This window comes from Bacteriovorax stolpii, assembly GCF_002872415.1.
In the GTDB taxonomy this organism is placed as follows: Bacteria; Bdellovibrionota; Bacteriovoracia; order Bacteriovoracales; family Bacteriovoracaceae; genus Bacteriovorax; species Bacteriovorax stolpii.
Genome location: NZ_CP025704.1, coordinates 2046016 through 2072292 on the forward strand (window position 1 = coordinate 2046016; position 26277 = coordinate 2072292).

General features: G+C 39.7%; 11 protein-coding genes. 2 read left to right on the forward strand and 9 right to left on the reverse strand.

Annotated elements, in window-relative coordinates:
• The first annotated feature begins 132 nt into the window (after positions 1-132).
• Together C0V70_RS10085 and C0V70_RS10090 are read left to right on the forward strand one after the other, a co-directional pair.
• Positions 133-1356, forward strand: coding sequence for a hypothetical protein (locus C0V70_RS10085; RefSeq protein ID WP_102243737.1), 1224 nt, complete (start codon positions 133-135; stop codon positions 1354-1356).
• An 89-nt stretch (positions 1357-1445) separates the two neighbouring features.
• Positions 1446-2987: a fibronectin type III domain-containing protein gene (locus tag C0V70_RS10090; RefSeq protein WP_102243738.1), complete on the forward strand. Its 1542-nt coding sequence runs from the start codon at positions 1446-1448 to the stop codon at positions 2985-2987.
• Positions 2988-2990: 3 nt separating this feature from the next.
• Here C0V70_RS10090 and C0V70_RS10095 read toward each other — a convergent pair whose 3' ends face one another.
• The 9 genes from C0V70_RS10095 to C0V70_RS10135 form a co-directional block, all read right to left on the reverse strand.
• A complete protein-coding gene (locus C0V70_RS10095) occupies positions 2991-3269 on the reverse strand; it encodes a hypothetical protein (protein WP_102243739.1) in 279 nt (92 codons plus the stop codon).
• Complete coding sequence (locus tag C0V70_RS10100; RefSeq protein ID WP_102243740.1) at positions 3253-4083, reverse strand: ParA family protein; 831 nt, start codon at positions 4081-4083, stop codon at positions 3253-3255. The genes C0V70_RS10095 and C0V70_RS10100 overlap by 17 nt, the downstream gene beginning before the upstream one ends.
• 12 nt (positions 4084-4095) lie before the next feature.
• Positions 4096-4434, reverse strand: a complete 339-nt coding sequence (locus C0V70_RS10105) for a DMT family protein (RefSeq protein WP_102243741.1) — start codon at positions 4432-4434, stop codon at positions 4096-4098.
• A 101-nt stretch (positions 4435-4535) separates the two neighbouring features.
• Positions 4536-5714: a hypothetical protein gene (locus C0V70_RS10110; RefSeq protein ID WP_102243742.1), complete on the reverse strand. Its 1179-nt coding sequence runs from the start codon at positions 5712-5714 to the stop codon at positions 4536-4538.
• Positions 5707-9822, reverse strand: coding sequence for an IPT/TIG domain-containing protein (locus tag C0V70_RS10115; protein ID WP_102243743.1), 4116 nt, complete (start codon positions 9820-9822; stop codon positions 5707-5709). Before C0V70_RS10115 ends, C0V70_RS10110 begins: the two co-directional genes overlap by 8 nt.
• 20 nt (positions 9823-9842) lie before the next feature.
• Positions 9843-11051, reverse strand: a complete 1209-nt coding sequence (locus tag C0V70_RS10120) for an LbetaH domain-containing protein (RefSeq protein ID WP_102243744.1) — start codon at positions 11049-11051, stop codon at positions 9843-9845.
• Positions 11020-12858 (reverse strand): RCC1 domain-containing protein, encoded by a 1839-nt coding sequence (locus tag C0V70_RS10125; protein WP_102243745.1) that lies wholly within the window; start codon positions 12856-12858, stop codon positions 11020-11022. The genes C0V70_RS10120 and C0V70_RS10125 overlap by 32 nt, the downstream gene beginning before the upstream one ends.
• Before the next feature lie 16 nt (positions 12859-12874).
• Positions 12875-20533, reverse strand: a complete 7659-nt coding sequence (locus C0V70_RS10130; protein ID WP_102243746.1) for an Ig-like domain-containing protein — start codon at positions 20531-20533, stop codon at positions 12875-12877.
• Between the two features lie 193 nt (positions 20534-20726).
• A complete protein-coding gene (locus tag C0V70_RS10135) occupies positions 20727-26162 on the reverse strand; it encodes a hypothetical protein (protein WP_102243747.1) in 5436 nt (1811 codons plus the stop codon).
• Positions 26163-26277: the final 115 nt, after the last annotated feature.

Below are 26277 nucleotides of genomic sequence, written 5' to 3' on the forward strand. Positions count from 1 at the left end.
CCAGCTGTCTAAACTTTAGACACCCTTCTTAAAGTTCCCCCGGCAATACCACAATAAAACATCCTTCAGGACTAGGCACCCGCTTTGCTTAAAGCATTGATAAGTTATACCACTTAAACGGAGCTCTTATTTATGAAAGCATGGGTTTTATCTGCCTCTGTACTGGTCTTTTCTCCAGTTGTCCTGGCCGCTAAAAAAACACCATTAGAAGAGATTAAAGAGCTTCAGGCAAGCCTGGTAAAAAACAAGAACTCAATCGATAACCTGCTCGCCAACCGCGCGCATGTTATCCCCAATGAAAATTACACTCAACCAATATCTTCTATTGTCAGACAAGTTTCATTCGCGGCCATGAGAGACGGTGAAAAAGAAAACGTCTTCTTTGGCCCTGAGGCCATGGCCAATTTAATAAAAAATAGTCCGACAGTTTATAAAGAAGAATCGGGAGTCCGCGATGCCAAAGAAAAAGTTTATTCACTGGCCGTCGTCAATCCTGATCACTTAAAAGTCTTCCAAAAAGCTCAGGAAGAACTGAAAAAAACAATTGGCGAAGAAGAACGCGTTAGTAAAGTTCTTGGAAAATACATTGAGTATTCAATGAAGGCCCAACGATTTATTACTTTTAAAGAGGCTGATCAGCTTTCAAATCAGATTGCAAAAATGAACAGCGATCTTCAAGACCTGGAAGAGCTTTCAGTTAAACTTTCTCTAAAAGAGCAGGCCGTTCTCACTAACTTTAATAAGTCGATGAATGAATGGATGAATAAAAAATTAGTGTTTGTCACTGTCGCTAGAAATGGTTTTGCCATTGATATGAAAAAAGACTTTTACGTCTACATTCCGGGCGTCAACATCGTCAGGTCTGCCTACTTAAACAAAGACTACTCTCCACAAAACGTCTCTAATATTCTTAGGAAAACATTAACTGATTCAATTATCGAAAGACAGGCCGACGGCCATTGGGATGATTTCCAGATTACCGTAAAAAAGAATAAAACAGACCTAGGCCTCTTTGAAAGCGCTTACGATAAATACAAATTTCCGGTAAAGGAAGTTAACCAAATTAAAGTTGTCGTGCGTTCAGATTTAAAAGCTGCGACGATTTCAACGAGCAAATTTTCTTTTGATGTCGCCCTTGCTTACCAGGAGCACACTAGTTTTATGATCTCTCAGGAAGGAAAACAATTATACGATCACGCCTATAGTTACGAATCAAATTACTACAACACTTCATACGATGTGAAAGCACTTCTGGCACTGACAGGTATTTCAGAAGTATCGATGAAAGAGCTCTACCGCAATTATGGACAAGATTACTTCAGTAACGCAAAAGATGCAGTATTATCCATTAAATAAACTCCTAACCATAAGAGGGACACTCACCTGAGTGACCCTCTCCCCTAATATTAAGTAAATACTTACTTTGCCGATAAAATACCATCACTATGGGAATCAAAACGGCCACAAGTCTATTTTTTCTTTCCACCATGCTGCTTGTTTCAAGTTGCGTGGAGAACCCTATTAAAATTGACCGCAAGCCGGTTGAAACCGATGCAAAAACCGACGGTGGAGCTTCTGGTGGCACTACCACGAATGGAGTCGATTCATCTTTAGTTTTTGCAGGGATCACGTCTATCGCTCACACTGATTCAACTGTGACTTTAAACTGGACAGCACACGCCAGCGCTATCGCTTATGATGTCTACGACATTGTGGCAGGTGTTCCCGTATTAAAACTTACAGTCGTAGGCCAGGCTTCAAATACGACAACGATCAGTGGTCTGACTCCAGGGAACACATATTCATACCGCGTACGACTTCGCACGAATGTTGGGACAAGTGATGCCAACACTAACAACCAATCAGCAACTCTTGATACCCAAAGCTCCGGGCCAAGCTCTCTGACAAGAATTGCACCAGGTGCCGCTTCAAGTTCAGCGAGTACAGCAACTATTAGAGTTGCCGGCATAAAATCAGGCGAGATCGTTCACCTGTTTTCTGATTCTTCATGTACAAATGAAGTCGCAACAGGCACGGCCACATCATCAAGCATTGATTTAGTCTCAAGTACTCTTCCTTTGGGTCTTGCTACTTTTGCTGTTCAGATTGAAAACTCTATGGGGAATTTATCAACTTGTTCGACCGCCACAGCGACATTCACTAGAACATGCCCGCAAACCTTTGGTGACTTCCTTCAAGTCCCTGCTGACAATACCGTTGGTGTCTCGGCAGACTTTTGTGTCATGAAATATGAAGCACGCATTTATAACAACAAACCTTTTTCAGGCAGTGCAGGTGCGGCCTGGAATTACATTTCACAAATCAATGCGCGCACCGCCTGTGCAGCTCTTGGAAGTGGTTACGGCCTGATCTCCAATCCTGAATGGCAAGCAGTGGCCAGAAACATTGAAGACCAAAGCAGCAACTGGCTCAACGGTGTAAAAGGGACAGATTATTTAAATCGTGGGTGGAGTGCCAGCAACTGGTCTGATGGATTTGACAATAACACCACTGCACCCTCAAGTGCCGCGAACTGTCTTTATAATACTGCCGCCAACACTTGTGCAGGAGCGGGAACATTCGTGCACAAGCGAACTCACAGGCTTTCAACGGGTGAAGATATTTGGGACATTTCAGGGAACGTTGAAGAATGGGTTGACTGGAGTGTGACTTGTAACGGGACAACTTGTGATAAGGCCTATAAGAATGGCGACACTGTCGATTACTGGCGCGACTACTCTGAGCTCGACACTAAAATCAGCTCAAGTGATGTCATCAACATCAATACGGCCTTCTCGGCCCATCCAGCTTATAATTATAATAATTACGTCGGCTCTTATAACCCAGCTTCATTAACAGACAGAGAAGCCGTCATGAGAGGCGGGGCCTGGTATAATGGTGGAGTCGGGGGTGTTTTCAACCTAAGTTTCTACGATCCAACTCTGGCCTACGAGCAGTTTGGATTCCGCTGTACTTATCGCCCCTAAAAATTAAGCTTTCTTTTTTTGCATTAACTGCTGAGCTTGAAACATTAGCTCAATAGCTTTTTCGAAAATGGCATCAAAGATTTTTTTCACTTCAAGAAACATCGGGTACGACGTCACTTGCGATAAAAACATCTGCATGATGCTCTCTAAGATGGGAATTAATTGATCAAGACCAGTCTTCTTTAAAATCAAATCTAAGATACTGTTAGCTGCTTCCACGTCAACTCCATTGTTGCTGACAACGTATAGCGGATTAGAACTTTTTTTATTGTTGTCTGACATTTGCCCACTCCTCGATCTTGTCGGCGATTCCCGTGAACTTCTCGCGAAGCTCATTAAAATCCTGCCCCTTAAAATCAAAAACGGATTTTCTTCCTGATAGTGATTTTACAAGACCTGCTTTATTTAAAAAAGGCGAGAAGACTTTCCCCTCCCCAATTTCCTGATCTACGATCTCAATAATTTTTGTCAAATCATCATTTTCTTGTTTTCGTCTCAAATCAACCAAATTAGGCACATGAAGAACGATATCCGGAGATTTTACGATTCCCATATCAGAGATGTCGGATAATACCTGATAAAAATGCTCTAACCCTTTCTGTGAAAAATCATCCGCCTTAAATGGAATGATCACCCCGTCGCTGGCACAAAGAGCGTTGATCACTAAAAGCCCTAGTGTCGGCGGGCAATCAATCACGATATAGTCATAGCGGTCTTTAAGCGTGTTGATCTCTAAAAATTTTCTCAGAATCAGCTGTCTTGGAGCATTGATTCCGGCCACTGTTAGATCAAAACCTGAAAGCTCCTGGCCCCCTGGAATCAGATCAACAACTGCATTTCCTTTCGAGTAATGAAGAATTTCCGAGAGCATCGCCGGAACGTGGATCATCTTTAATTCTTTAATCGAGTTAATTAAAAGGTGGTGAAGATTGTAATTATTTTTTGCTTCAAATAAAAGAGTGAGATTCGCTTGAGGATCAAGATCGATGGCTAGGACCTTCTTTCCTTTTTGCGCCAACGCAAAAGCTGTATTGAAGGCCATGGTCGTTTTACCAACGCCACCTTTTTGATTGATGAAACTAATAACTTTTCCCATCTCTTCCCTCTTTTAGACTCTATCCCTGAACATAAAAAACGCCGCCATCACCAGACAGATACTGGCATAGAGAAAGTTTTTTGTCAGCGGAACTTTCATATATAAAACGGCAAAAAGCCCAAAGACAGTCATCGTAATAACTTCCTGAGCGACTTTAAGCTGGGCGATATTCATGTGCTGGATTCCGATCCTGTTGGCCGGAACCTGAAAGCAGTATTCGAAAAAAGCGATTCCCCATGAAACGAGAATAACCATCCATAATTTTGAATGCTGATTGCTTTTTAAATGCCCGTACCAGGCAAACGTCATAAAGAGGTTAGAAATAACCAGAAGGCCTAAACTTTGAAACATTAAACAACTTCCTTGTGTCTTAACAAGGATAGTTTAGCGAAGAAAAAGTGGGGAGACAATCCCTAATCTAATGGATTGCCTTCCCTATCCTTAATAGTTATTTACTCGTAATTTCCTTCTGAAACATCTGTCGTTAATTTGTAAGTTCCAAAAATCGATGCATTTCCATGGGCCACGCCACCTGTAGAGATGACTGCGCGCCCGTAGACTTGGGCTACGTCATAGACTGAGCCGTTTGATTCAACTATGGCATCATCGTATACCCCAGCTTGGCCATAAACTCTAGCTGTTCCAGTAACAAGAGCTTTACCAGAAATAATGGCCTCTCCATAAATACGAGAGCTGCCTCTAGCAGAAGCTCCTTCCGTTATCTGAGAACGCCCATAAACCATAGCGTTCCCACTTACAGTTTTTCCATTCACAATGGCATTGTCAAAAATCTGAGCCGATTTTTCAACAAGAACACTTCCTGATACAAGAGATCTTCCAAAAATTTCTGCATCGTCTTTCACGGTTGAACTTCCATAGACTGTTGCAAGCCCATAGATTTTTACAGAGTCTCTTAAAACCGTATTTCCCAAAACTTTTGCACTATCTGCAATAAAGATATTTGTTCCTTTGATATCTGCACCACCATACACATCAGCCTGCTCGCTTAAAGTAACTCTTCCTGTAACTTGAGCGGAACCTCTAATTTTGGAAGTTCCAAAAAGAGATACCTCTCCATTTACTATGGCAACATCAGAGATTGATGAATTTCCAAAAAGTTTCGCATCTCCTAAAACTTTTGCTCTCCCAAAAACTTGAGACGCATCGTGAAGTTCAGCATTGCCTGAGATTTCCGCAAAACTAGAAACAACTGTGGAATCTGCTAAAGATGCGTTTCCATAAACATGGGCATCTTGAGCAACAATTGCATTGTCTGCGATGCGTGCTGAACCATAAACATGCGCATTGTTTGTGATAAGCCCACCTTCGATATTTGCATTTCCATAAACAAGTGCATTGCCATTAATAGTAGCAGAGCCAGAAACATTAGCTGAGCCTTGAACACGAGCAATATCAGCAATCGTCACATTTCCTGTAACGATTGCGGTTTCACATACACTTGCGTTTGGTCCAACTGTAACTGTATTTTGTACACTAGCAGTGGCAGCGACGAAGCCACCGCCATTTGGATGTGGAGCTCCGCCAATTGTCATATCTGGACAGACTGATGCACTTGCGATTCCTGAGAACGTAACAAAAGTCACAAGAGATAATTTAATATTTTTATTCATTGTCGCTCCAGTATTTTTCTTTGTTGTTTTGGAAAACTTCTACGTAGTTTTTGTGGGATTTCTTTTTTACAGAATTGCCTGCGAAAGAACTAACATCATCCCAAGGAAAATATTGATCCTGACGAGTACCATTACCAAGCTGACCGTGATAATTGTTCCCCCAGCATCTAATAGTTCCTGTATTCGTCACAGCACATGCGTAGCCAGCCCCTACTGAAATTTGAGTAGCTGAAACTCCCAATGGAACATCTCCCCCTGGCGAAGGTCTGCTAGTGGCATCTCCATACCCTAACTGTCCCCAATTGTTATTTCCCCAGCATCGCATAGATCCTGTATTAAGAAGAGCGCACGAACTAGAATATGCGATTGAAATCTGAGTTGCGACACCACCTAAATTAATATTCCCACCAGGTGAGAGCCTTATAACATTATCGCCATATCCAAGCTCTCCCGAACCATTATCTCCCCAACATCGAACAGCGCCTGTGTTGAGAAGAGCACATGTATGAGAATTGCTAGTGACAATTTGCGTGGCAACGCCCCCAAGAGCAACATTTCCTCCAGGCAACGATCTATTATCAGTATCCCCATAGCCAAGTTGGCCAACATTATTATAACCCCAACAGCGAACTGAGCCCGAAGCCAAGAGTGCACATGTATGATAGCCACCTGCTGAAATCTGAGTAACCGATTCGCCAAAATTTAAAATTCCTCCCGGTGAAAATATTGTTGACGTATCTCCATAGCCAAGTTGGCCATAGAAATTATTTCCCCAACAACGAACAGATCCAGAAACAAGTAGTGCACACGCGTGACTTGCCCCTAAAGAGACTTGAGAAACACTTCCTCCTAAGTCTATCACTCCACCAGGTGTAAATCGCTGTAATTGATCCCCATAACCAAGTTGGCCAGAATCATTGGCCCCCCAACATTTTAAAGATCCATTACTAAGAATCGCGCAAGTCGATGCAACATATGTACCTGAATTACTAACTACAACTTGAGTAGCAGAAGATCCTAAATTTATATTACTACCTGGTGATGGAGAAACCTCTGCACCATTCCCGTCCCCAAGCTGTCCATTAGAGCCGCGCCCCCAACAGCGAACATCACCATTATTAAGGCGTGCACATGTATGACCTGGACCTGCATTCACTTTAGAAACTGCCGTCAGAGTTATAGGAGCACGATAAGTAAAAGCTGAGCCAAGACCAGCTGTTTGTCCATGGGCAATAACCTGAACAGCTACCACGGCCGATGCATGAGCACTCGTTGAGCATGTCAATTCTGTTGAACTCTTAACGGCAACAGGATAGCAAGGTGAAGTTCCAACTTTAACTTCAATACCTGTATAAAAATTTGTTCCAGAGATTGTTACAAACGTTCCACCATTGATTGAACCATTTGTTGGAAAAATAGCTGCAACCGTTAGCGCATCCCTATATGTGAACTTATCATTGACTACAGATGCTCTTCCATCTGGATTGAGAATCGTTACAGGAACAACACCTGAAGAATGTGCACTCGTAGTACATGTAATCATTGTCGAACTTAAGGCAGTCACATTACAAGCAGCTCCACCAAAATCAACACTTGCACCAGTCAAAAAGTTCTCACCGTTTAATGTTACAGATGTTCCTCCGGCAACAGCGCCATTTGCGGGAACAACTGAAGAGACACGGGGAAACTGTTGATACACATATCCATTTGGTAAAGTCCCAATTTGTGAATCAAGATCCGTCACATCGACTGAAACACTCCCTATCGCATGCGATGAGGTTAGGCATGTTATTGTTGAACTATCTATTACAATAATATTTTTGCAACTTGCCCCACCGAGAGAAACACTTATACCAGGAGTGAAATGACTTCCTGTAATTGTTACCGCCTGACCTCCAAATTGAGTTCCAGAACTAGGCGAAATACCCGCAACGACAGGTACTGCCCTGTAAGTATATCCATTATTCAGAGAGCCTACTTGAGTATTTGGATTCGTAACAGTGACATTTACTGTTCCTGCAGCCCTAGAACTTGTTACGCAAGTTATATTATATGAAGATACAACGTTCACATTACCGCAGGCGACTCCCCCGATATCAACAGAAGCTCCAGAAAGAAAATATTGTCCTGAGATATTAATCGTTGTTCCTCCAGCAATTGGACCTCCTGATGGATAGATACTATTAACTTTCACGGTTGGAGTTTCAGTATAATAAAAGCCATTTAGCAGTGTGTATGCCTGTGAATCTGAATTAGTAACCTTAACATTTACAGTCCCTGCTGCATGAGCACTTGTCTTACATTTTATGGTCGTTGAATTCTGAACAGTAACATTACCGCAAACAGATCCCCCCATATCAATGGTAGCCCCAGCTAAGAAGTTATTTCCTGTTATTGTAATATCTGTTGCGCCTACCGAGAAACCGCTACTAGGAGAAACATTATAAATTACTGGAGAAGTTTGATAAGTATATCCATTAGTTAGACTTACGGACTGATTATCAATATTAGTAATTAAAATACTCACAGTTCCTGCTGCTCGAGCAGGTACCTTACATTGAATTGCTGTCGAACTTAGTACAATAATTGAAGTACAAGCATTACTTCCAACTAAAACAGTTGCGCCTGGAAAATAATTAGCTCCATTAATAGTTATAGTATTCCCTCCTGCAAGAGCGCCTACATTTGGAGTAACACTAGCTATTGTAGGCGCACCTTGATAAATATATCCATCGACAAGAACCCCCGTCTGGGAATCAACGTTTGTCACTCTGACATTCACAGCACCAGCTGAATGTGCTGCAGGAGTGCAGGAAATTTTTGTTGAACTTTGGACATTAACATTTAAACAAGCCACTCCATCAAGCTCTACACTTGCGCCAGAAGTAAAATTGCTTCCTAAGATAGTAATAGGCGATCCTCCAGACAAGGAACCAATTTTAGGAAGAACATTTACAACTACAGGTAATCCCCTATATGCATATGCTCGATTAAGAGCTTTAAACTGACCATCAGGATTCATTACGTTGACAGCTACAACTCCGGCTGCGTGAGAAGTCGTTGTACAGTTAATAGTCGTTGTATTTACAGAAGCTACGCTACAAGTAGCCCCTCCTAAGTTGACGGCAACTCCAGGAATAAAATTATTTCCTTTTATTACAACAGGAGTTCCCCCTGCTAGTATTCCTCCTGTCGGTGTTATACTTGTAATGGAAGGAGCTTCGTTGTAAGTGTATCCATTAAGCAACATTCCTGATTTTGAATCAACATTTGTTACAACTACATTAGCAGCTCCAGCCATACGGGTCGATGTTGTACACGAAATAGTTGTTGGATTAATAACTAAAACAGAGGAACAAGATGCCCCTCCAACAAAAACACTATCCCCTGATGTAAAATTTGTTCCAACAATTAGAATCGTTGTTCCTCCACTAACTGGTCCATTATTAGGTGTCACACTCACAACAGAAGGAATAGGCTTAGGGGAAACAAGACAATAGATCGCATTAGATAGCACTGTATCCACTGGATATTTTTTCAGGCTACATAGATTGGAATCTCCACTTACAACTGTATTTAAACCAATGAATGCATTACCATGGATTCGAGATGAACCTTTAACTAAGGCTGTATCTGTAATGGTTGCACTTCCATAGACCTGAGCAAACCCTTCTATAGTGGCATTTAAACTAATACGAGCATTTTCAAAAACGCGCGCACTTCCTTTGATTGTTGATCCGTCTATAACACTCGCATTCCCATAAATTTTTGAATTATCCAAAATTTTAGTAATGCTTGATGGTGAGTTAGATGCAAGCATCGCATTCCCAAAGACTTCCGCATCCCCTGAAACAATAGTCCCATCTCCAACTTGAGCTTTCCCATATACTCGAGAATTATCTCTAACTTGAGCCATACCAAAGACCATTGCATATTCACAAACAGCAGCTTCTGGGCCTACAAAAACAGTAGCTTCGACGATAGCGGTCAGAGCAACGCGACCTCCGCCATTTGCTTGAATGGTTGTTGGTGCCCCATTACAAAAGCGATCAAGCGCATTCGCATTTACAAAAAATAAAAAACTAAAAAAAAAGAAAAAATATTTCATATTAATCCTCAAAAAAATAATTATTGAAATTCACCTGTATCAACATCAATAACAAGGAGGGCGTTTCCTCGTATAACCACATTTCCATGAGCTCGACCGCCGCCAGAAACTACCGCATTCCCAGAGATTTGAGCGCTCTCAAAAACTTCTCCGTCAAGTTCCGCAGAAGAAGCTCCATACATAACCGCATGACCATAGACTTTTGAAGCATCAAGAAGATTTACACTTCCCCCGACACTTGCCTCTCCAAAAACTCTTGATGAATTTTTAACAACAGCAGACTCAACAACTTGAGCCTTACCATAAATAAGTGCATTGTCTGTAATGAGAGAAGCCGAGACTAGAGCACGATCAAAAACCTTCGCATTTCCAGAAACAGTAACACTTCCTGAAACAATTGCATTATCAAAAACTTCAGCACTATTTTTCAAAATACTATTTTCAAAAACAGTTGCGAACCCATAAATTCGAACAGAATCGTTTAACAAGACTGAACCTAACACTTTCGCATTATCTGCAATATAAATATCTATTCCTTTTGCATAAACACTACCTGACACTTCCGCACTATGAAGAACTGTAACTTTTCCATAAAATTGAGAAGATCCTCTAATTTTTGCATTTCCAGAGGCTAAAATATATCCATTCAAGTAAGCATATTCATAAACACTGGCCTTTGACATAACTGTAGAATTTCCTAAAATACGGGCATTTCCGAAAACTTTAGCGTTATCTTTAATTTTTGCAAAACCGGAAACTTGAACATATCCATAAACAGTAGAACTTCCTTCTATTGTTGCATTTCCATAAATCTGTGCACGATTCGAAATCTTTGCATTCTCTTTAATTAATGCATTTCCATAAATGTGTGCATCTCCTTCAACAATAGCATTATCAATGATACGTGCATCTCCATAAATTAAAGCTCGCCCTTTAATAATTGCATTACCTTCAATGCGAGCATTACCTTTCACACGTGCATCTTCATCAATAATTGCATCACCAGTAACGATTGCATCCTCACATACGCTTGCATTTGTGGTTACAACGACAGTTGAATCTACTATAGCTGTTGCAGCAACAAATCCTCCACCATTTGGATGAGGTGCTCCCCCTATTGAAAGATCTGGACAAACTGAAGCATATCCAGTCGACAACAAGGCAATAGTGAAGAATGCATACAATGCTACTATAAAGTTAGTTTTCATTTTTTCTCCATTTTTTTTCATGCTTTACGAATTGACTTGGCACATTTCCCCCCGGAGAAGTTATGGTTGTAGTATTTCCATATCCTAATTGCCCGTCAGAACCCAACCCCCAACAACGGACACCTTTAGTAGAAAAAAGCGCACATGAGTGAGAAGCTCCTGTCATAATCTGAATAGCTGTATCGCCGACAATGACCTCCTTAACATCGTATGGAATTTCGTCGTCTCCTACATTGACTGTATTTCCATATCCAAGCGGTCCATTACTATTTCCACCCCAGCAATAAAACTTGCCGCTGGCCAGTACTGCACAAGTATGATTACTAATTCCCGAAGATAAGCTGACTACTTTAGATCCTCCTAAGTTAACATCATCAATAAATGACGGTTCTTCATCATCTCCAATATTAACAGTGTATCCTTGACCAAGCTGACCGACATTATTAAGCCCCCAACAACGAACATTACCGTTCGTATTTAACACACAAGTATGATTTGCACCTGCACTTATTTGAATAGCCTTGTGATTAGTAGATAAGTCAAACTTGACAATATCCACAGAGCCTGGAGACTCATCATCTCCTACGTTGTCAATATTTCCACGTCCAAGCTGTCCTTCAACTGCTCTTCCCCAACAACGCACTTCCATTGTATTTAGAAGCGCACACGTATGAAAGCTTCCTGCAACTATTTGAGTAACAACTCCACTCCCGGCACCAGTACCGGCCATATCTAAATAATCACCTGGTAGCTTTAATGTTGTCATGTTTGCATAACCAAGTTGCCCGTAAGTATTGTCTCCCCAACAACGAATTTTCCCATTATTCGTCAGAGCACATGTATGCGCATTCCCTGCTGCTATTTGAACTATAATTTCACCACTTAAATCAATGGCGACACCAGGCGTATTTGTATTTACAAGTGTTCCATTGCCTAGCTGACCAGAAGAATTCAATCCCCAACAGCGAGCTAAACCATTAATTATCGAGCATGTATGGGATAAGCCTGCTGCAATCTTAGAAACACCTAAAGCAACATATGGGTACGACTTTGGTGGCTGATTATTACCAACATTGGTATTTCCATTTATGCCAAGCTGCCCAGAATTATTATGCCCCCAACACCTCATCCTTCCATTTGCTAGCAAAATACAAGTATGATTACCTCCAGCGACAAGCTGAGACGTAGACTCAAGAGATGAGCCGCCAGGACAATTTAAAACATTATTAAGGATTGTATTTGATGGATAACCAGCAATTACACAAATATATGTAGAACCACTTGCAATGATATTTAACCCAATATAAGCAGTACCAGAAATTCTTGAAGTTCCTTTAATTACGGCTGTCCCCGTAATAGTGGCGCTCCCGAACACTTGAGAATCTTCATCAATAACCGCATTCATACTCACTCTTGCATTATCATATACTTTTGCAACTGATCTAACATTCGCATTATCAAGAATAATTGCGTTTCCATAAACCTTAGCTGAGCCTGCGATCTTTACAATCTGAGCTGAATCTCCTGAAGAAACAATTGCATTACCAAAAACTTCTGCTAATCCTGAAATAATTGCACCATTACTAATTCGAGCATTACCATAAACTCGTGCTGAATCATTTACTTGCGATGCCCCTAAGACTGTCGCATACTCGCAAACCGAAGCATTCGGCCCAACAATCGCCGTCGAATCAACCATTGCAGTCAATGCAACATTCCCTCCACCATTTGGATGAGGTAAAGTCGGAGCACCATTACAGTAAACATCCATCCCATAAGCCTGAAGGCTTAGGAAATACAAAATTAAAAATACAATTTTTTTCATCATTACATTCCTTAAATTATTAGTGAGCCACTCTATTTTTTAAAACTCTTAGGTAATTCATTTTTTTCTTATTAACATAACTCGTAGGCAATTCTTTTATCATTCTTGCATTTTTCATCTTAGCGCCCACAACAAAAGAATTTGCCCCATAATCAACTCTTCCTGCTGCATCTGTCCCATACACTTCAACGCTATAATTTCCAGGCCCGGGAAGAGTATAAGTTGTTTGAGGACTTGACGTTTGCATTACAGCGATTAGGCCTTGTCCATCGTGAATCCCCCATCTAAAGGTAGTTGGAGAAAACTCTGCTGAGTTATAGCTAACGGTAATTTTAAATGTATTTGGTGTCTCTAGTGCTTCTGGAGTTACCCAGAAGCTAGGATCCTCTTGAAGTGCTGTGACAACTGATACGAACACAACATATTCTTTCGATCTTCCTGTATCATTATCTGTTGTTAAAATCCTTGCACGATAAACGCCTGTTGTACTGTATGAATGTGTGGCGAATATATTATTTGAAAAAGTACCATCTCCATAGTCCACCTTCGTTGAAAAGTTTCCAGTACCACCTGCAACAATATTGAAACTTGTACTTTGATTAACACGTACAACTCTTCTTGGACTTGGAAATGAGATATTGTCATCTGGTGGCCTTACTCCAGAACCAACAATCAACATATCACTTTTAGAAGTTACATTTCCAGCAAGATCCATGATTGTTAGAACTACGCGATACTCACCTTCTTTTTCATATTTGTGAAACACATTTGAACCAAGCCCGTAATGTCCATCACCAAAATCCCAAAGGAAAAAATCTGCAATGTGACCTTGAGACCACGACGAGCCATCAAAAGCGAAATTCAGCCCATCTCCTTTAATTGAAAAATCTGCTTGGAGTGTTGGCGCTGAACCTATATAGATAGGCAATGTGTGCTTTGAAGATTTTCCAGCGCTATCAAAAACACGCAGAGTAATAAAATCAGTACCTGGAATTGTATAGTTATAGTTAGGAGAAGCTGCATTACCATAATTTACAACTTTTTTACTTGAGAATTTCCATAGAGTTTTTGCAATTGTTTTCCCATTTTGGGCCACAGAATCTGCAGAACTCCAAGTAATACTATACGGTGCAGACCCTATTCTAGATTGAGCAGTATTAATTTTTGCACTTGGCAGGACATCTTGATTATGGTCTGAACCATCTACCATCATACTAAAATTAGTAAAACGTGATCCATGAGCATTATCACTTACACCAAACTCAAAATTATACGTACCTTGGTCATCTACAACAACAGTATGAATTGGATTATTATCACACTCATCATGATACTCATCTCCATCTTTAGTTACATACCAGCAATACTCTTCGATTGTACCGTCTGCATCTGTTGAAGCAGAAGCATTTAGCGTAATTGTGTATGGTCCTGTCCCTGTAACATTTGTAGTAAATCGAGGTACAGGTAAACTATTGGCGGCCATTACAACAGAAGAGTTAACAGTAAGTATAGCTCCCTTATTGTCGTAAGCTTTTACAATGACAGGATATGTTCCATTCTGAGTATATAGATGATAAGACTCTTCAAAACCTACCCCATCCTCTAGCATTTCTTTCGTAATTTCAACTGGTGCACTTCCATCTCCAAAATCCCAGACTACTTTAGAAATAAATCCATCGGGGTCATGTAGTCCTGCAAGTGTAAAATAGACCTGTCTAGGATAAGAGCTGTTTTCAAATCCATAGTATAAATCGTCAGCTTCTGGGGGCATGTTTGCATTACCAGCATTTGGCTCAACGACACTAAAGTTAATATTTGCTTCACCAGATGCTGGGATTGTTGCATTATCCGTTACGCGAACTTTTAATGTATCATTACCTAGATAATTAGAATTTGGAATGTAAACCAATTTCCCACTTGCTGAAATGCTGGCAACTCCATTTACCGGTTGCTGCGAAATACTGAAATTATGTAATTGAATATTCAAATCTGGATCTGAATAAGAAACATAGGTTGTCACCGATGTATTTTTATGAAGAGTTAAATTTTGCCCTATAACAACGGGCTTTTGATTATATGAATTGACGTTTATATTTCCAATGTAATTAGATTTGCGATTTCCATTAGCATAAACAGATGTGACATTAACTGCGAATGAACCTGGATGATAATATGTATTTTGAGCATTAGGAGCAGATGTCACGACAATATCACCATCATATCTACCAAAATTCCATATATAATACAGAGCTGAATTATCATTTAGAGTGTTGTAAGCCGTATTAACAGTTAAAGGCGCACTCCCTCTACCAGGATAAATAGAACCAGGATAATAAGGTCCATTTTGACTTCCGGCCCCTGCGGCTCTAAAAGTAATAGGAAATGTATAAAGGCTGCTGAAACCTTGAGTGTTTGTCACCCGCAATTCAACTTTCTTATCTCCAGGAGTCGGATACGTTCCAGAAATGACGGCATAATCATTCCCGACACCTGTGATTGAAGGAATGCCCTCTCCAAATGTCCAAGTAAATGTTAACGGTCCATGAGAATCTGTCGTTCCACTGACATCAATATTAAAAGATTGATTTGGATTATAAGTTCCGTTAGGTGCTTGCCCAATAACAATACTTGGGAAAGTCGGGTCATTATTTAAATTAATTGTTTTCGTTAATTCATATTTGACTCCATTAGCATCAATGACCTGAGCCTTGACTGCATAAGTATCAACAATTCCATATGTAGTGAAAACCTGGTTCCCTGTTGCAAATGTACCATTGCCTAGGTCCCAATAAATAGTACTTGAATCAATAGGCTTTCCATTGGTTTCAAGTCTGTAACCAAAAGTTCCATTTCCATAATTAACTGCAATTAATTCTGGCTGTGATGAAGGCCCATCTACAATAACAGAAGTTTGGGCCGTTGACTGATTTCCATTTTGATCTGTTACTGTCAGTTGAATGTAATATAGACCAGAATAAGGAAGAATCATGGAAGCGCTTACACCGGTCGCAAAATCAGAATAGATTCTTCCATTTTGTTCTGACAATAAGCTTGTTACTTTCCATTGATAAGCAACAATCGGTGCACTTTGTGCTCCTGTTGATGCAGATCCATTTAAACTAATTGAATATCCAGCTGAACCTTGTCGAGGAGTCGCAGAGAAAGAAGCGTAAGAAATTCTTCCACCATAATCTGGCCGAGAGGTTCCTGCGTAGGCAAACTGCTCATTACAACGAATCGCTTGTTTATCATCTACCAAGCATACTCTTAAGATATATTTGCCTTGAGCATTCAAAGTGTGAGCAAAAGCTGGGATGCCTGTCCCTGAAGAACTATAAACGTTTTGCCTATTGTCCGCTCTAAGAACATTGAAAGTATAACGTTGGATTGTTCCGTCAGCGTCTGTAGAAGGAGATCCATTTAAATTGATAGTTAAGGGGACCTGGCCAACTAAAACATCATAATTCATCCTAGGCACAGGAGGAGTGTTAGGCCCATAAACAATACTTCGAGTTTCTGTCGTAACAGCATTTGAATTATCTTTAACCTTAACAGTTAAAAGGTACGTTCCATATTGTCGGTAAAAATGATTAAAACGGTCTAAAAAAGCACGGCCATTATTTGGACCAAGATCATTTTTCTTAATAACTAAAATAGGTGAACCATCACCAAAATCAACTTTTGTTTCAACAATTTCACCATCAGTATCCATTAAATCGAGAAGATTGAATCGTACGAATGCTGGTTCAGATGTTGATTCAAACACATGACTGACTCCAGACATCACTGGAGGAATATTATTGCTATCTTGAACATTGATCGAATATGTAGCATTTCCAGATAAAGCTGGGTTTCCATTATCAGTTACTGTTACAACGATTGAATCTTCTCCCAAATAATCTTCTTCAGGTTCATATGTCACCATTCCCGAGGCATCTACTGATGCAACTCCATGGCTACCTTGCTCTGAGATAGAATAAGTAAATGTTTGATACTCAGAGTTCGCATCAGAAAATTGAATTTGATGGTTTAATGAGACGTTTAAATCTGTTGTCAAAGAAGCAGACGCAACAACAGGAGCCGAATTCGCTAAAACATCTAATGTGACATGGGCCAGACCAGAAAGTTGTGGATTGCCTTCATCTAAAACTTTAACATCGAAAGTAATAGTTCCGACAAAACCGACAGCTGCCGTATAAGAAAGATTCCCTTCTTCATCAACAACTGCTGTTCCTTGAGCTGGCTGAGTTTCAATAATAAATGAATATGCTTGAGGAAATTGTGCTTCATTAGGGTCATTTGGTGAAATCGCAAATAACCTCGTCATTCCAGATATTACTTGCTCACTAATTGCAGTAGGATTAGGTGGCAAATTTTGAATAACTTGAACTGGAACATATACGATAGCCGACTGAGGAAATGTGCCATTATCTGTTACTCTAACCTGAATTTCTTCAAGACCAACAGCACCTGGATTTGCTATAAATGTTAAGACTCCAAAATTATTAACCGTTGCAGTCCCAAGAGTTGGCGATGAAATAATCTCAAACGTGTGAATCTGACTGACATCCGGGTCTCCTGGAGAAATAGTCGTACTTCCGTTTAACCCACTTAATACTGCAATTGAAGAAGATGTTGGGTTAGGTGGAGAATTTTTAGGAACAACAGTCACATTGACAATTTTTTCAGCGCTTAAAATTGGTTGCCCATTATCTTTAACTGTAATTTTAAATTCATCATGCCCAAAGTATCCGGCATTAGGTGTGTAAGTTAAATTTCCAAATTGATTAACAACCACTGTTCCATTAACAGGAGGAATCGAAACAATATAATCCAAAACCTGATATTGGTCTGGATCATTTGCATTCATGATTGTCTGAGTACTTGAATCCTCTTCTACAATAAGATCTGCAATATTCAATGTAGGTACGCGGTTTGGTAAAATATTGACATTAACAATCTTAACAACCTCACCTCCAGAACAATCCCCCATTCTATCTTTTATAGACACTTCAAAAGTATCAGTTGCCGAAGGGACAATTCCTAAGTGAGTGTATGTCACTAGGCCGGTTGAAGAGACTGTGGCATTACCATACTGCGCCCCATTTTTAATAGAATATGTAAAAGTTTCACCGGCATCAGGATCAGAAACAGTTAACTGTTTTGAAGATGATTCATTTTGTTGAATAGAAAAGTCAGCGATGATTGCGGTTGGTTTTGTATTTGGAGTGAAAGACACATTGATAGTTTTCGTTCCAATACCTGGAGGATTTGCACTATCAGCAACACTCACAGAAAAAGTATCAGGCGCAATCGAACATTTATCAGTATGTGTATAATTAACGTTGTGATTTTGATCAAAAGTAGCTGTCCCATGGGATGGACTGATTGGTACCTGAAAGGTATGAGTTTGCCCAACATCTGGATCTGTAAAAGTTATTAACGTACTTCCGACTCCCCCTTGGGGTAAAACAATGTTATTTCCTGCGACAACTGGAATTGTATTATCAATAACAGAAATATTTATAGTCTTAGTTCCAATACCCGGCGGGTTAACATTATCACTAACTGCCACAACAATACTATCAGATCCTCGATAACCAGAATTCGCTGAATATGTTAAAATTCCGCTTTGATCTAATGAAGCGGTCCCATGAGCAGGCATCGTTACAATTGAAAAAGTATGATGCTGTCCGATATCTGCATCAGTGAATGAAACTTGAGTTGTAACTTCTTCGCCTTGGATTGAAATTAAATCGTTCGCAATAACAACAGGCTTACTATTTGGACGAACTGTAATATTAATTGCTTTTGAAGCAATTCCTACCGGATTAGCATTATCACTAACCGCAATCGTAATGCTATCTGTTCCAATAAAACCGTCATCGGGTATATAAGTCAAAATTCCTTGCTGAGTTAATAGAACCTTTCCATGTTTCCCTTTCGACAGAACAAGGAACGTATGTTTTTGATTAAGGTCGGCATCCGTATAAGTTATAGTCGCATTAACGACTCCACCGGGAAAAATGAAAAAGTCATTAATCTCACCTAGAATAGGTAATGAATTACCTACAATAGTAATTAGAATATTCTTTGTTCCAACTCCACCTGCAGAATCCTTTACTGCAACAACGATTGAATCCTGTCCAACTTCTCCTGGTTTTGCTGAATAATACAAAACACCTTGTTGATTAATAACTGCAGTTCCTTTTGTTGGCCTTCCTTCTATACTAAAATAATGACTTTGCCCTACATCTGGATCATTGAATGTCACTGGCAAGCTAATCTTTTGAGCTTGAAAAATAGTTTGATCAGCAACGCTGATAACTGGAATTGTATTAGGGTTAACTGTTACATTTACAGTTTTGAGTGCAGACAACGCCGGTAAGCCACTATCACTCACTTTAATAATAAAACTATCTGTGCCGACATAATTAGGAGCTGGACGATATGCAAATCGAGCACCATATGGAGTCAATGCTCCATGAGCTGCATTTTGATAAATTTCGTACGTAAAAGACTGTGAAACAGTATTAGGATCATTTGGATTAACAAACGTCTGCCCAATCGAATTTTGATATACATTAATATCTACAGCAATTGGATTTGGGGCGATATTCTGCTCAACTTGAACATCTACAGTAATTGATGCGGATAAAGACGGAGAGCCATTATCCTTAACTTGAACAACAATTTGATCAGCACCAAAATAATTATTTAAAGGAAGATAGTATAAAAATCCTTGCGCCGTAACATACGCAACTCCATTCTCAGGGCCAGTGGTAATTGCATAAGAATGAATCTGATTTGCGTCTGGGTCATTTGGAGAAATTCTTGTGACACCTTGGAAATTCTGAAGAATTTTGATATTTTGAGCAGTTGGTGCAGGAGGTTGGTTTGTTTCAAAATATTTACCTGACTTATTTTGATTAATCGCTTTTACATATTGATTTTGGGCCATTGTTTGCCCTGATCTTAAATCATCACTATCAATGTCTTTCACTATCTTTAAATTTAAACTGTGATTTAGATCATCAAATATCCCTTGAGCTCCAACCTTAATGCTTATAGTATTTTTCTTTTTTAAGGTTATTCTTTCAACAACAGTTTCATTATGATCGTTAAGACTCAATCTTTTCGTTAAGCTTTCACCATTAACAGTTACCGAAACATTTTTTAATTGATCATTAATAAGAACAATTGAATAAGTTCCAGATGGTTTTTGGATATCAAAACTACGCTGAAATTCAAAACAATCGAATAAACCAAGAGTTAACCGGCATGTAGTTGAAGGTTTTACATTTTCAAAGCTAAGTATTTCACTAGAAACGGAAGGAACAGCTATCACACTTTTTGATGCTAACTCTATCCATTCACCATCTTTAAAACCTTGAACATAAATCTGATACTCTCCTGTTTTATTCAGAAAAGCGTTGAACTTACTTGATGATATAAAGACTTTTGGAATTGATTTAGAATCGTTTTTTTGAACAATCCACTTAAACCTCTCGTAAATTCCTTTATGATTATTTACATTTAGATCAACTTGACCTCCAACAAGAATAGCATCTTGCCCTAGAATGTTCTCTAATGCGTTTGAATTATTCGAATTAAAAGAAAGAAATAAAACAAATAGGTAAATGAAAAGAAAAATCCTTTTCCCCGATGAAAATTCCATGGCTCTTTACTTCCCTGTAAATAAATTTGTTTAATTAAACTTGATGAATTTAAGGAGTGTCAAGTAGTCGCATTGGAATATTTTGCAATACTTGAAAGGTTTTACAAAAAAAATAACATAATTCAATATGAATATTTAAAATTGTGCAAAAATTAAAAATATAATTTTGTGAGGTTGTATTTAAAATGAATTTTTAATATGGATATGTGTGTTTAGAATCCGTATCGTAGGCCGAATCATCAACCGGGATCACACATCTAAACCCAACATCCGCTCTACTCACAGTGCTGTCAATAAGCTCAGAGCTAAAACGCCCTGCTCTATTTCCTGAAAGATAACTTCCACCTACTGCAAAGTTTTTGTTACCTGCAGCTGAACCATTAACAATAATACCGTCTTCATGAAGTTTGTTCGTTGTAATTCCGCTTGATGGTCCGATTGCCAGAATCCAGTCAAGATATGCACTAAAGTTTGTGCGGTCAAGATTACTCGTTACTGGTAGACCTAATGGATAAATAAAGTGAGTTGCGCCAAATAATTGATCTGAGAACGTCCAGTTCGTTAACCATGAATCGTCTGAATAATATTCAACAGTAGCCCCTGAAGCATGATTGGCTGCCGTCGTGCCACTATATCCTCTACTTAGGCCTGTAAAATAACCGCCCGTAGCGTCTGAAGAAAGACCTGAATAAGCCATCAACTCGTTTCCAACTTTTATAACACCCGAACTTGGGAATCCAGCAATCCCTCCGATTGCAACTTTAAGTGATGTATCCACAGCATCATTGGCCAGAATTAATGAAGTCGTTGAAGCATTAATAATACCATCTCCACCTTCAGAGAACGGTCCAATGATATTATTGAAAGCATACGTAGGTGAAGAAGTTCCTGCAAAATCTGTCGCGGTAAAACTGTAAGTTCCCCCAGTTTTAGCTGTACATACTTTTGTATTATTCACCGGCGTAGATCCAGATATGTTTGCAGAGCAATTCATTCCATCATTTACCCACTCCGCAACGTTTCCATATAAATCTTGAATCCCAAAACGAGACACACAAGCTTCAGTTCCTTTACTACTTCCCCAAGCAATTGATCCCGTATATAGAGATCTGATATTTGAAGAAGCTGTACCTGGAAGTGAATAAATAAATGATGTCGAAGGAATCGCAGAATCCGTATAAGCAGTTTCTAAACCACTTGCTGCACTTCCGTTACAACGTGATTGCACGTTAAGTGAGAATCCTTGTTCCATTTCAGTAATTTCTGGATCAGTGATTGAAATTTTATGAGAAGCATAGGCTATGTAATCTTTCTTATTAGGAAGAGTTACAGACGTCGAAGAAAGATCCATATCTGCAGCTGTTGTTGGAACAGCTCTCGCCGCACAAAGTGCCATAGCTCTATCTTTTGTTACGTTAACAAGTGGTGGGTTAAGTGCAGTTCTTGCACCTTCAGAATAAAGAGCTGGAGTTGCAGAAGATTGCAGAACTTCCCATGAAGATGATCCTGTTGAACGATAACAAATACCAGTTGAACGACTGTAGTAAAGTTCATTCGCAGTTGTTGCCCATGCATTGTTTGGAGCACCTACCCCAATACACCCGTTACTAGTGCAGGCCGGAGCTGGAGCATAAGCACACCCCATTTCTTGTGTATCAACTAATAAGTCTCTTCCATAGTCATAATAACCGCCCGTTGAGCCTGGTCCTGAGTATTCACAACGGAAGTTACTTGTTTGGTCCACATGATTAGGAGTCGTCCCTGTTGTAATGTTCATACCATTACACATTTCCTGGTTTACAATCCAGCGGTGAACAAATGAATAATTTGCCGGAGCAGCCAAGACACGAACTTCCGAGAAAATCTCTGACGTATATGTTGGAAAATTTCTTCTGTTGTCTACTGGACGAACTACATAGTAATAAACTTTACCAGCAACTGCTGTCGTATCTGTATATGTTCTTACGCTTGGGTCAGTAATTGTAAAGACAGATGTAGAAGATGTATTCTTTAGGTGACCACCTTTAAAATCATAATCAGTGTCTTTCTCTCGACGATAGACGTTCCATCCAGCAATCTGAACTCCACTCTCTGGACCAGAGCCAACAAGCGTAAAAGGCTTCCAAGCTAGCGTAACCTTTGCAGGAACGTATTCTTGCCAGTCATCATCTGTAACGCCTGTACTAACATAACATTTATTAGTTACCGTATCTAAAACATATTGTCCTACAAACGATGGTGTAAGCGAATTTGTTGGATCATCATCAATAAAATAGTTTTCACCTGAATTTACACCCGCTTTTCTTGTTACAGGGCACGATGTTTTCAAATCAACCCAAGAGTATTCTGTATTGCTTGTACTTCTATAACAACGCTTATTAGATGAATCCCAGAAAATAACTCCAGCGGCTGTCGGGATAATTGTACTGTGAGGGGTACTTGTCCCTGTACAAGAAGCATTAGTTCCACATTTCTGAGTATCTGTTGAAAGGTTATAATTACACTGAGTCTCTCCTTCTGCAACAGGAGCACCATTCTTGTCTGTTTTTAAACCAACAGACGAAATATTATTCCATCCACCGTGAAGAGCAGCGATCGGATGAACAATGAAAGAGAATGTTTTTGTAACAGAGTTAGCTGGTAATGGACCACCATCAGAAATAGTCACTCCAATATTCGCATTCCCGGAAACCCCGTCGACAGGATCCAATTTAAAATAAATTTTATGAGCGCTGACATCTACAACACCAGCTGCATCAATAACAATCGCTGTTGGAGTTCCAGAAGCTAGTGTGTTTGGACGGGCCTCTCCAGCATCTTCCACTCCATTATCATTTAGATCGTAAAAAATACTAATCGCAGAAATTGGTAACACGTTTGTATTATCAGATGTAAGTGCCGTAATTCTAATTTGCTGATTGTCTTCGTCTGCTGTCGAACCGTCATCTTCATCAACTACAAAGCCTGCACTCTGAGTGTCTCCACCTTCGTTTGTTTGAATTGATGTGAAAAATGAACGGAAGACAGGTGGATCATCAACAGAGGTTACTGTTAGTTGAAATGTACCTGTTCGTGTATCTACTCCAGAATCATCTGTCCCACCATTATCTTGCACTGTTACTGTAATATTAGTTGTTCCAGATTTATCTGTTGCCGGAACATAAGAGATTTTATAATTTGAAATTGCTGGATTTAATTCCCATCCAGACGATGTATAAATATAGCACTTATTATTTAGCGTGTTTAGATAATGCTTACCAATGGTAGTTGCAACACTAGGCACTGCAGCTCCATAAGTAGTCGAATCAGAAACATTTATATTACAATCGGCCGGGTACGCTGTTAATGATGGGTACAATTTCCAATCTGCACTTGTTGTCCCTGTTCCAACATAACAACGAAGATTTGTAATATCAAAATAATACGCATTAACACTTGCTGTAACGTTGTTAACCGGTGTTGTTGTCCCTGGTTTATAATTTAAACAAGCAACATTGGGAACCAGAGTTGAGACGGAACTATTTAAGGTCACTGTTGTAAGTTCTGACGCTTCGTATTTATCCCCACTTGGTCTAACATAAATATTTTTAAAACTCGTTGATGGTGACGCTAAATCTTCATTGATCGTCATATTTGTAGTTGAGACGAGAGTAACTGCTGCGTTTGATGGACTATTTAGTGCGAGAGCAGTTTCACTTAATAATGGAGCATCATTCACTCCAGTCACAGAGATAAATACACCTTGAGCATTAACTGAAGTTGCACCACTTGAATCCGTTACTGAGTAATAAAGACATACATTACCATAAAAATCTAATAATGAATCAACTCTAACTGTTGCTGTACATTTACCAGTCGTAGTATCACAAGTCGCGACTGCAGGAGCTGGAGGAGTTACAATAAACTTAGAATTTGGTGTTAATAATAGCATTCCTGCTGTCGTTATTGCCGGACAAGTTGTTGACGTTGCCAAGTTCTCATCTATTACAGCATTAATAGTCATTGCCGAAGCATAGCTATCTACATCTTGCAAATCAATTGTAACTAAATGATTCGTCTTTTCTTCACGAAAGGTAGTAGATGGTGCATAAACTGACAGATCCATAAAGTCTCTTCCGACCATCGGAAGATCATTCGTCGAAGTCACATTGATCTGAATAGTCCCCGTATTTGTAGAACTAGAAATCCCATTACTTACTCTATAAGTAATAGTGTCGTAAGCATTCACCCCGCCAGCAAGAGAAACTGCAGAAGGTGTACTTGTTGGAGATGGCGTTTGTGTTTCATGCCCCGCAACGACAGCTGCTGAAACCAACTTATTAGCTTGAGGATGATTATTAATCAAATCAGCAACTTTTTGCGCTGTCGTAATCCCAAGGTTTAAATAGATGCTTATTGCATCTCCATTTACTCTAACAAAACTTTCCTGGTATGAAGAAATCAAACCAAAAGAAGCTGCTTTGGTAAAAGGTGAATTGCTATCTTGAAGATCAAAATACTGAATCGAAATATTATTGCCGTAAATTCCGTTTGCAACTGCAGTATATGTGATATCACCATTAATCGTGACTGTCGCTGCCGCTGGAGTTGAAGTCGTATACGCATCTCCATCTGTCGGAGTATAAGTACAAGTCGTATCGTATTTTCCATTCGTCGAACCAGCTAGGTTCATACAGTTTGTTACAGTCCCTTTTGGTGATGAAACAAAAGTATACTGGAAATTTGCAGCCGCTGTTGAATTGATATCCCCTGCTGCCGGAATCGTAAAATTAATACCCGTTGGTGTAGATGTATTACTTTCAGCACCTGTCACGTTTAGCGACTTGGCTACTGGTTGTAAATAAGCTGTTGCTGTCGATATTGGAGAAATAGTTAAAGAAACTGCTTTCGTAGCACTCTCCCCATCTACATCCGTTACTGTATAAGAGAACCCTGCACTTCCCGATTTATGAAGTTTAGGTGAAATCGTCGTTGTACAAACTCCAGCAGAACACTCACAACGGTTATTAACCTGAGTTTTAATTGGAGCAAACTCCTGAAGCATTGTCTGTCCCAAGACATAATAATTTTGAACAATCGTCTCACTAGGATGATTTGTCGCGAGAGTTAAAAGATTCGTTGCCTGGGCCACAAACACAGTCATGGCACTATCAATACTTGCTTGAGAAAAACTAGTTCTCATCGTAGTGAATGCTGTCAACATATTATTTCTATACGTCGCAGCCGTAGCCGTATCTGGAACCGGAATACTATTGGCCAGATTGTAAAAAGCTGCATAAACATCAGCTGCTTTATTTTCCAAACCATTATTTAAAAGTAGCGGTGAAATGGCCTCAATATTAGATGAAATCGCAGACACCTTACAAGAAACCGCCTGGTCTTTATTTGCATCTGTATAGGTCAGCGTGATTGTTTTTGGAGTTTCCTCGGCCAGCGTATCAGACGACTTCGTCCCTACCGGTTTATATCTTTGCTCTTCAATACTGTAACAACTTCTCGTCACTGTACTAAACGCTTCATTCTCTCCACACACAGCTTTTTTCTCCGTGGCCTTTGGCACACAGGCAGACACCACAATCATCAATGTGGCGAGCTTAAAAGTGTTGATAAAACTTCTTTTCAGTAGCATCTAGTCGTAACTCCTCAACTACTTATCGCAAAATATGATGTGACCTTTACTATTTTATCTCCTACATCCATTGTCAGGTACCTTTCTTTCCCCTTGGAGAACCCCCTATAAAAAC

Coding starts and splice junctions, on each gene's coding strand:
- C0V70_RS10085 (WP_102243737.1), top strand. CDS start 133: ATGAAAGCATGGGTTTTATCTGCCTCTGTACTGGTCTTTTCTCCAGTT.
- C0V70_RS10090 (WP_102243738.1), top strand. CDS start 1,446: ATGGGAATCAAAACGGCCACAAGTCTATTTTTTCTTTCCACCATGCTG.
- C0V70_RS10095 (WP_102243739.1), bottom strand. CDS start 3,269: ATGTCAGACAACAATAAAAAAAGTTCTAATCCGCTATACGTTGTCAGC.
- C0V70_RS10100 (WP_102243740.1), bottom strand. CDS start 4,083: ATGGGAAAAGTTATTAGTTTCATCAATCAAAAAGGTGGCGTTGGTAAA.
- C0V70_RS10105 (WP_102243741.1), bottom strand. CDS start 4,434: ATGTTTCAAAGTTTAGGCCTTCTGGTTATTTCTAACCTCTTTATGACG.
- C0V70_RS10110 (WP_102243742.1), bottom strand. CDS start 5,714: ATGAATAAAAATATTAAATTATCTCTTGTGACTTTTGTTACGTTCTCA.
- C0V70_RS10115 (WP_102243743.1), bottom strand. CDS start 9,822: ATGAAATATTTTTTCTTTTTTTTTAGTTTTTTATTTTTTGTAAATGCG.
- C0V70_RS10120 (WP_102243744.1), bottom strand. CDS start 11,051: ATGAAAAAAAATGGAGAAAAAATGAAAACTAACTTTATAGTAGCATTG.
- C0V70_RS10125 (WP_102243745.1), bottom strand. CDS start 12,858: ATGATGAAAAAAATTGTATTTTTAATTTTGTATTTCCTAAGCCTTCAG.
- C0V70_RS10130 (WP_102243746.1), bottom strand. CDS start 20,533: ATGGAATTTTCATCGGGGAAAAGGATTTTTCTTTTCATTTACCTATTT.
- C0V70_RS10135 (WP_102243747.1), bottom strand. CDS start 26,162: ATGCTACTGAAAAGAAGTTTTATCAACACTTTTAAGCTCGCCACATTG.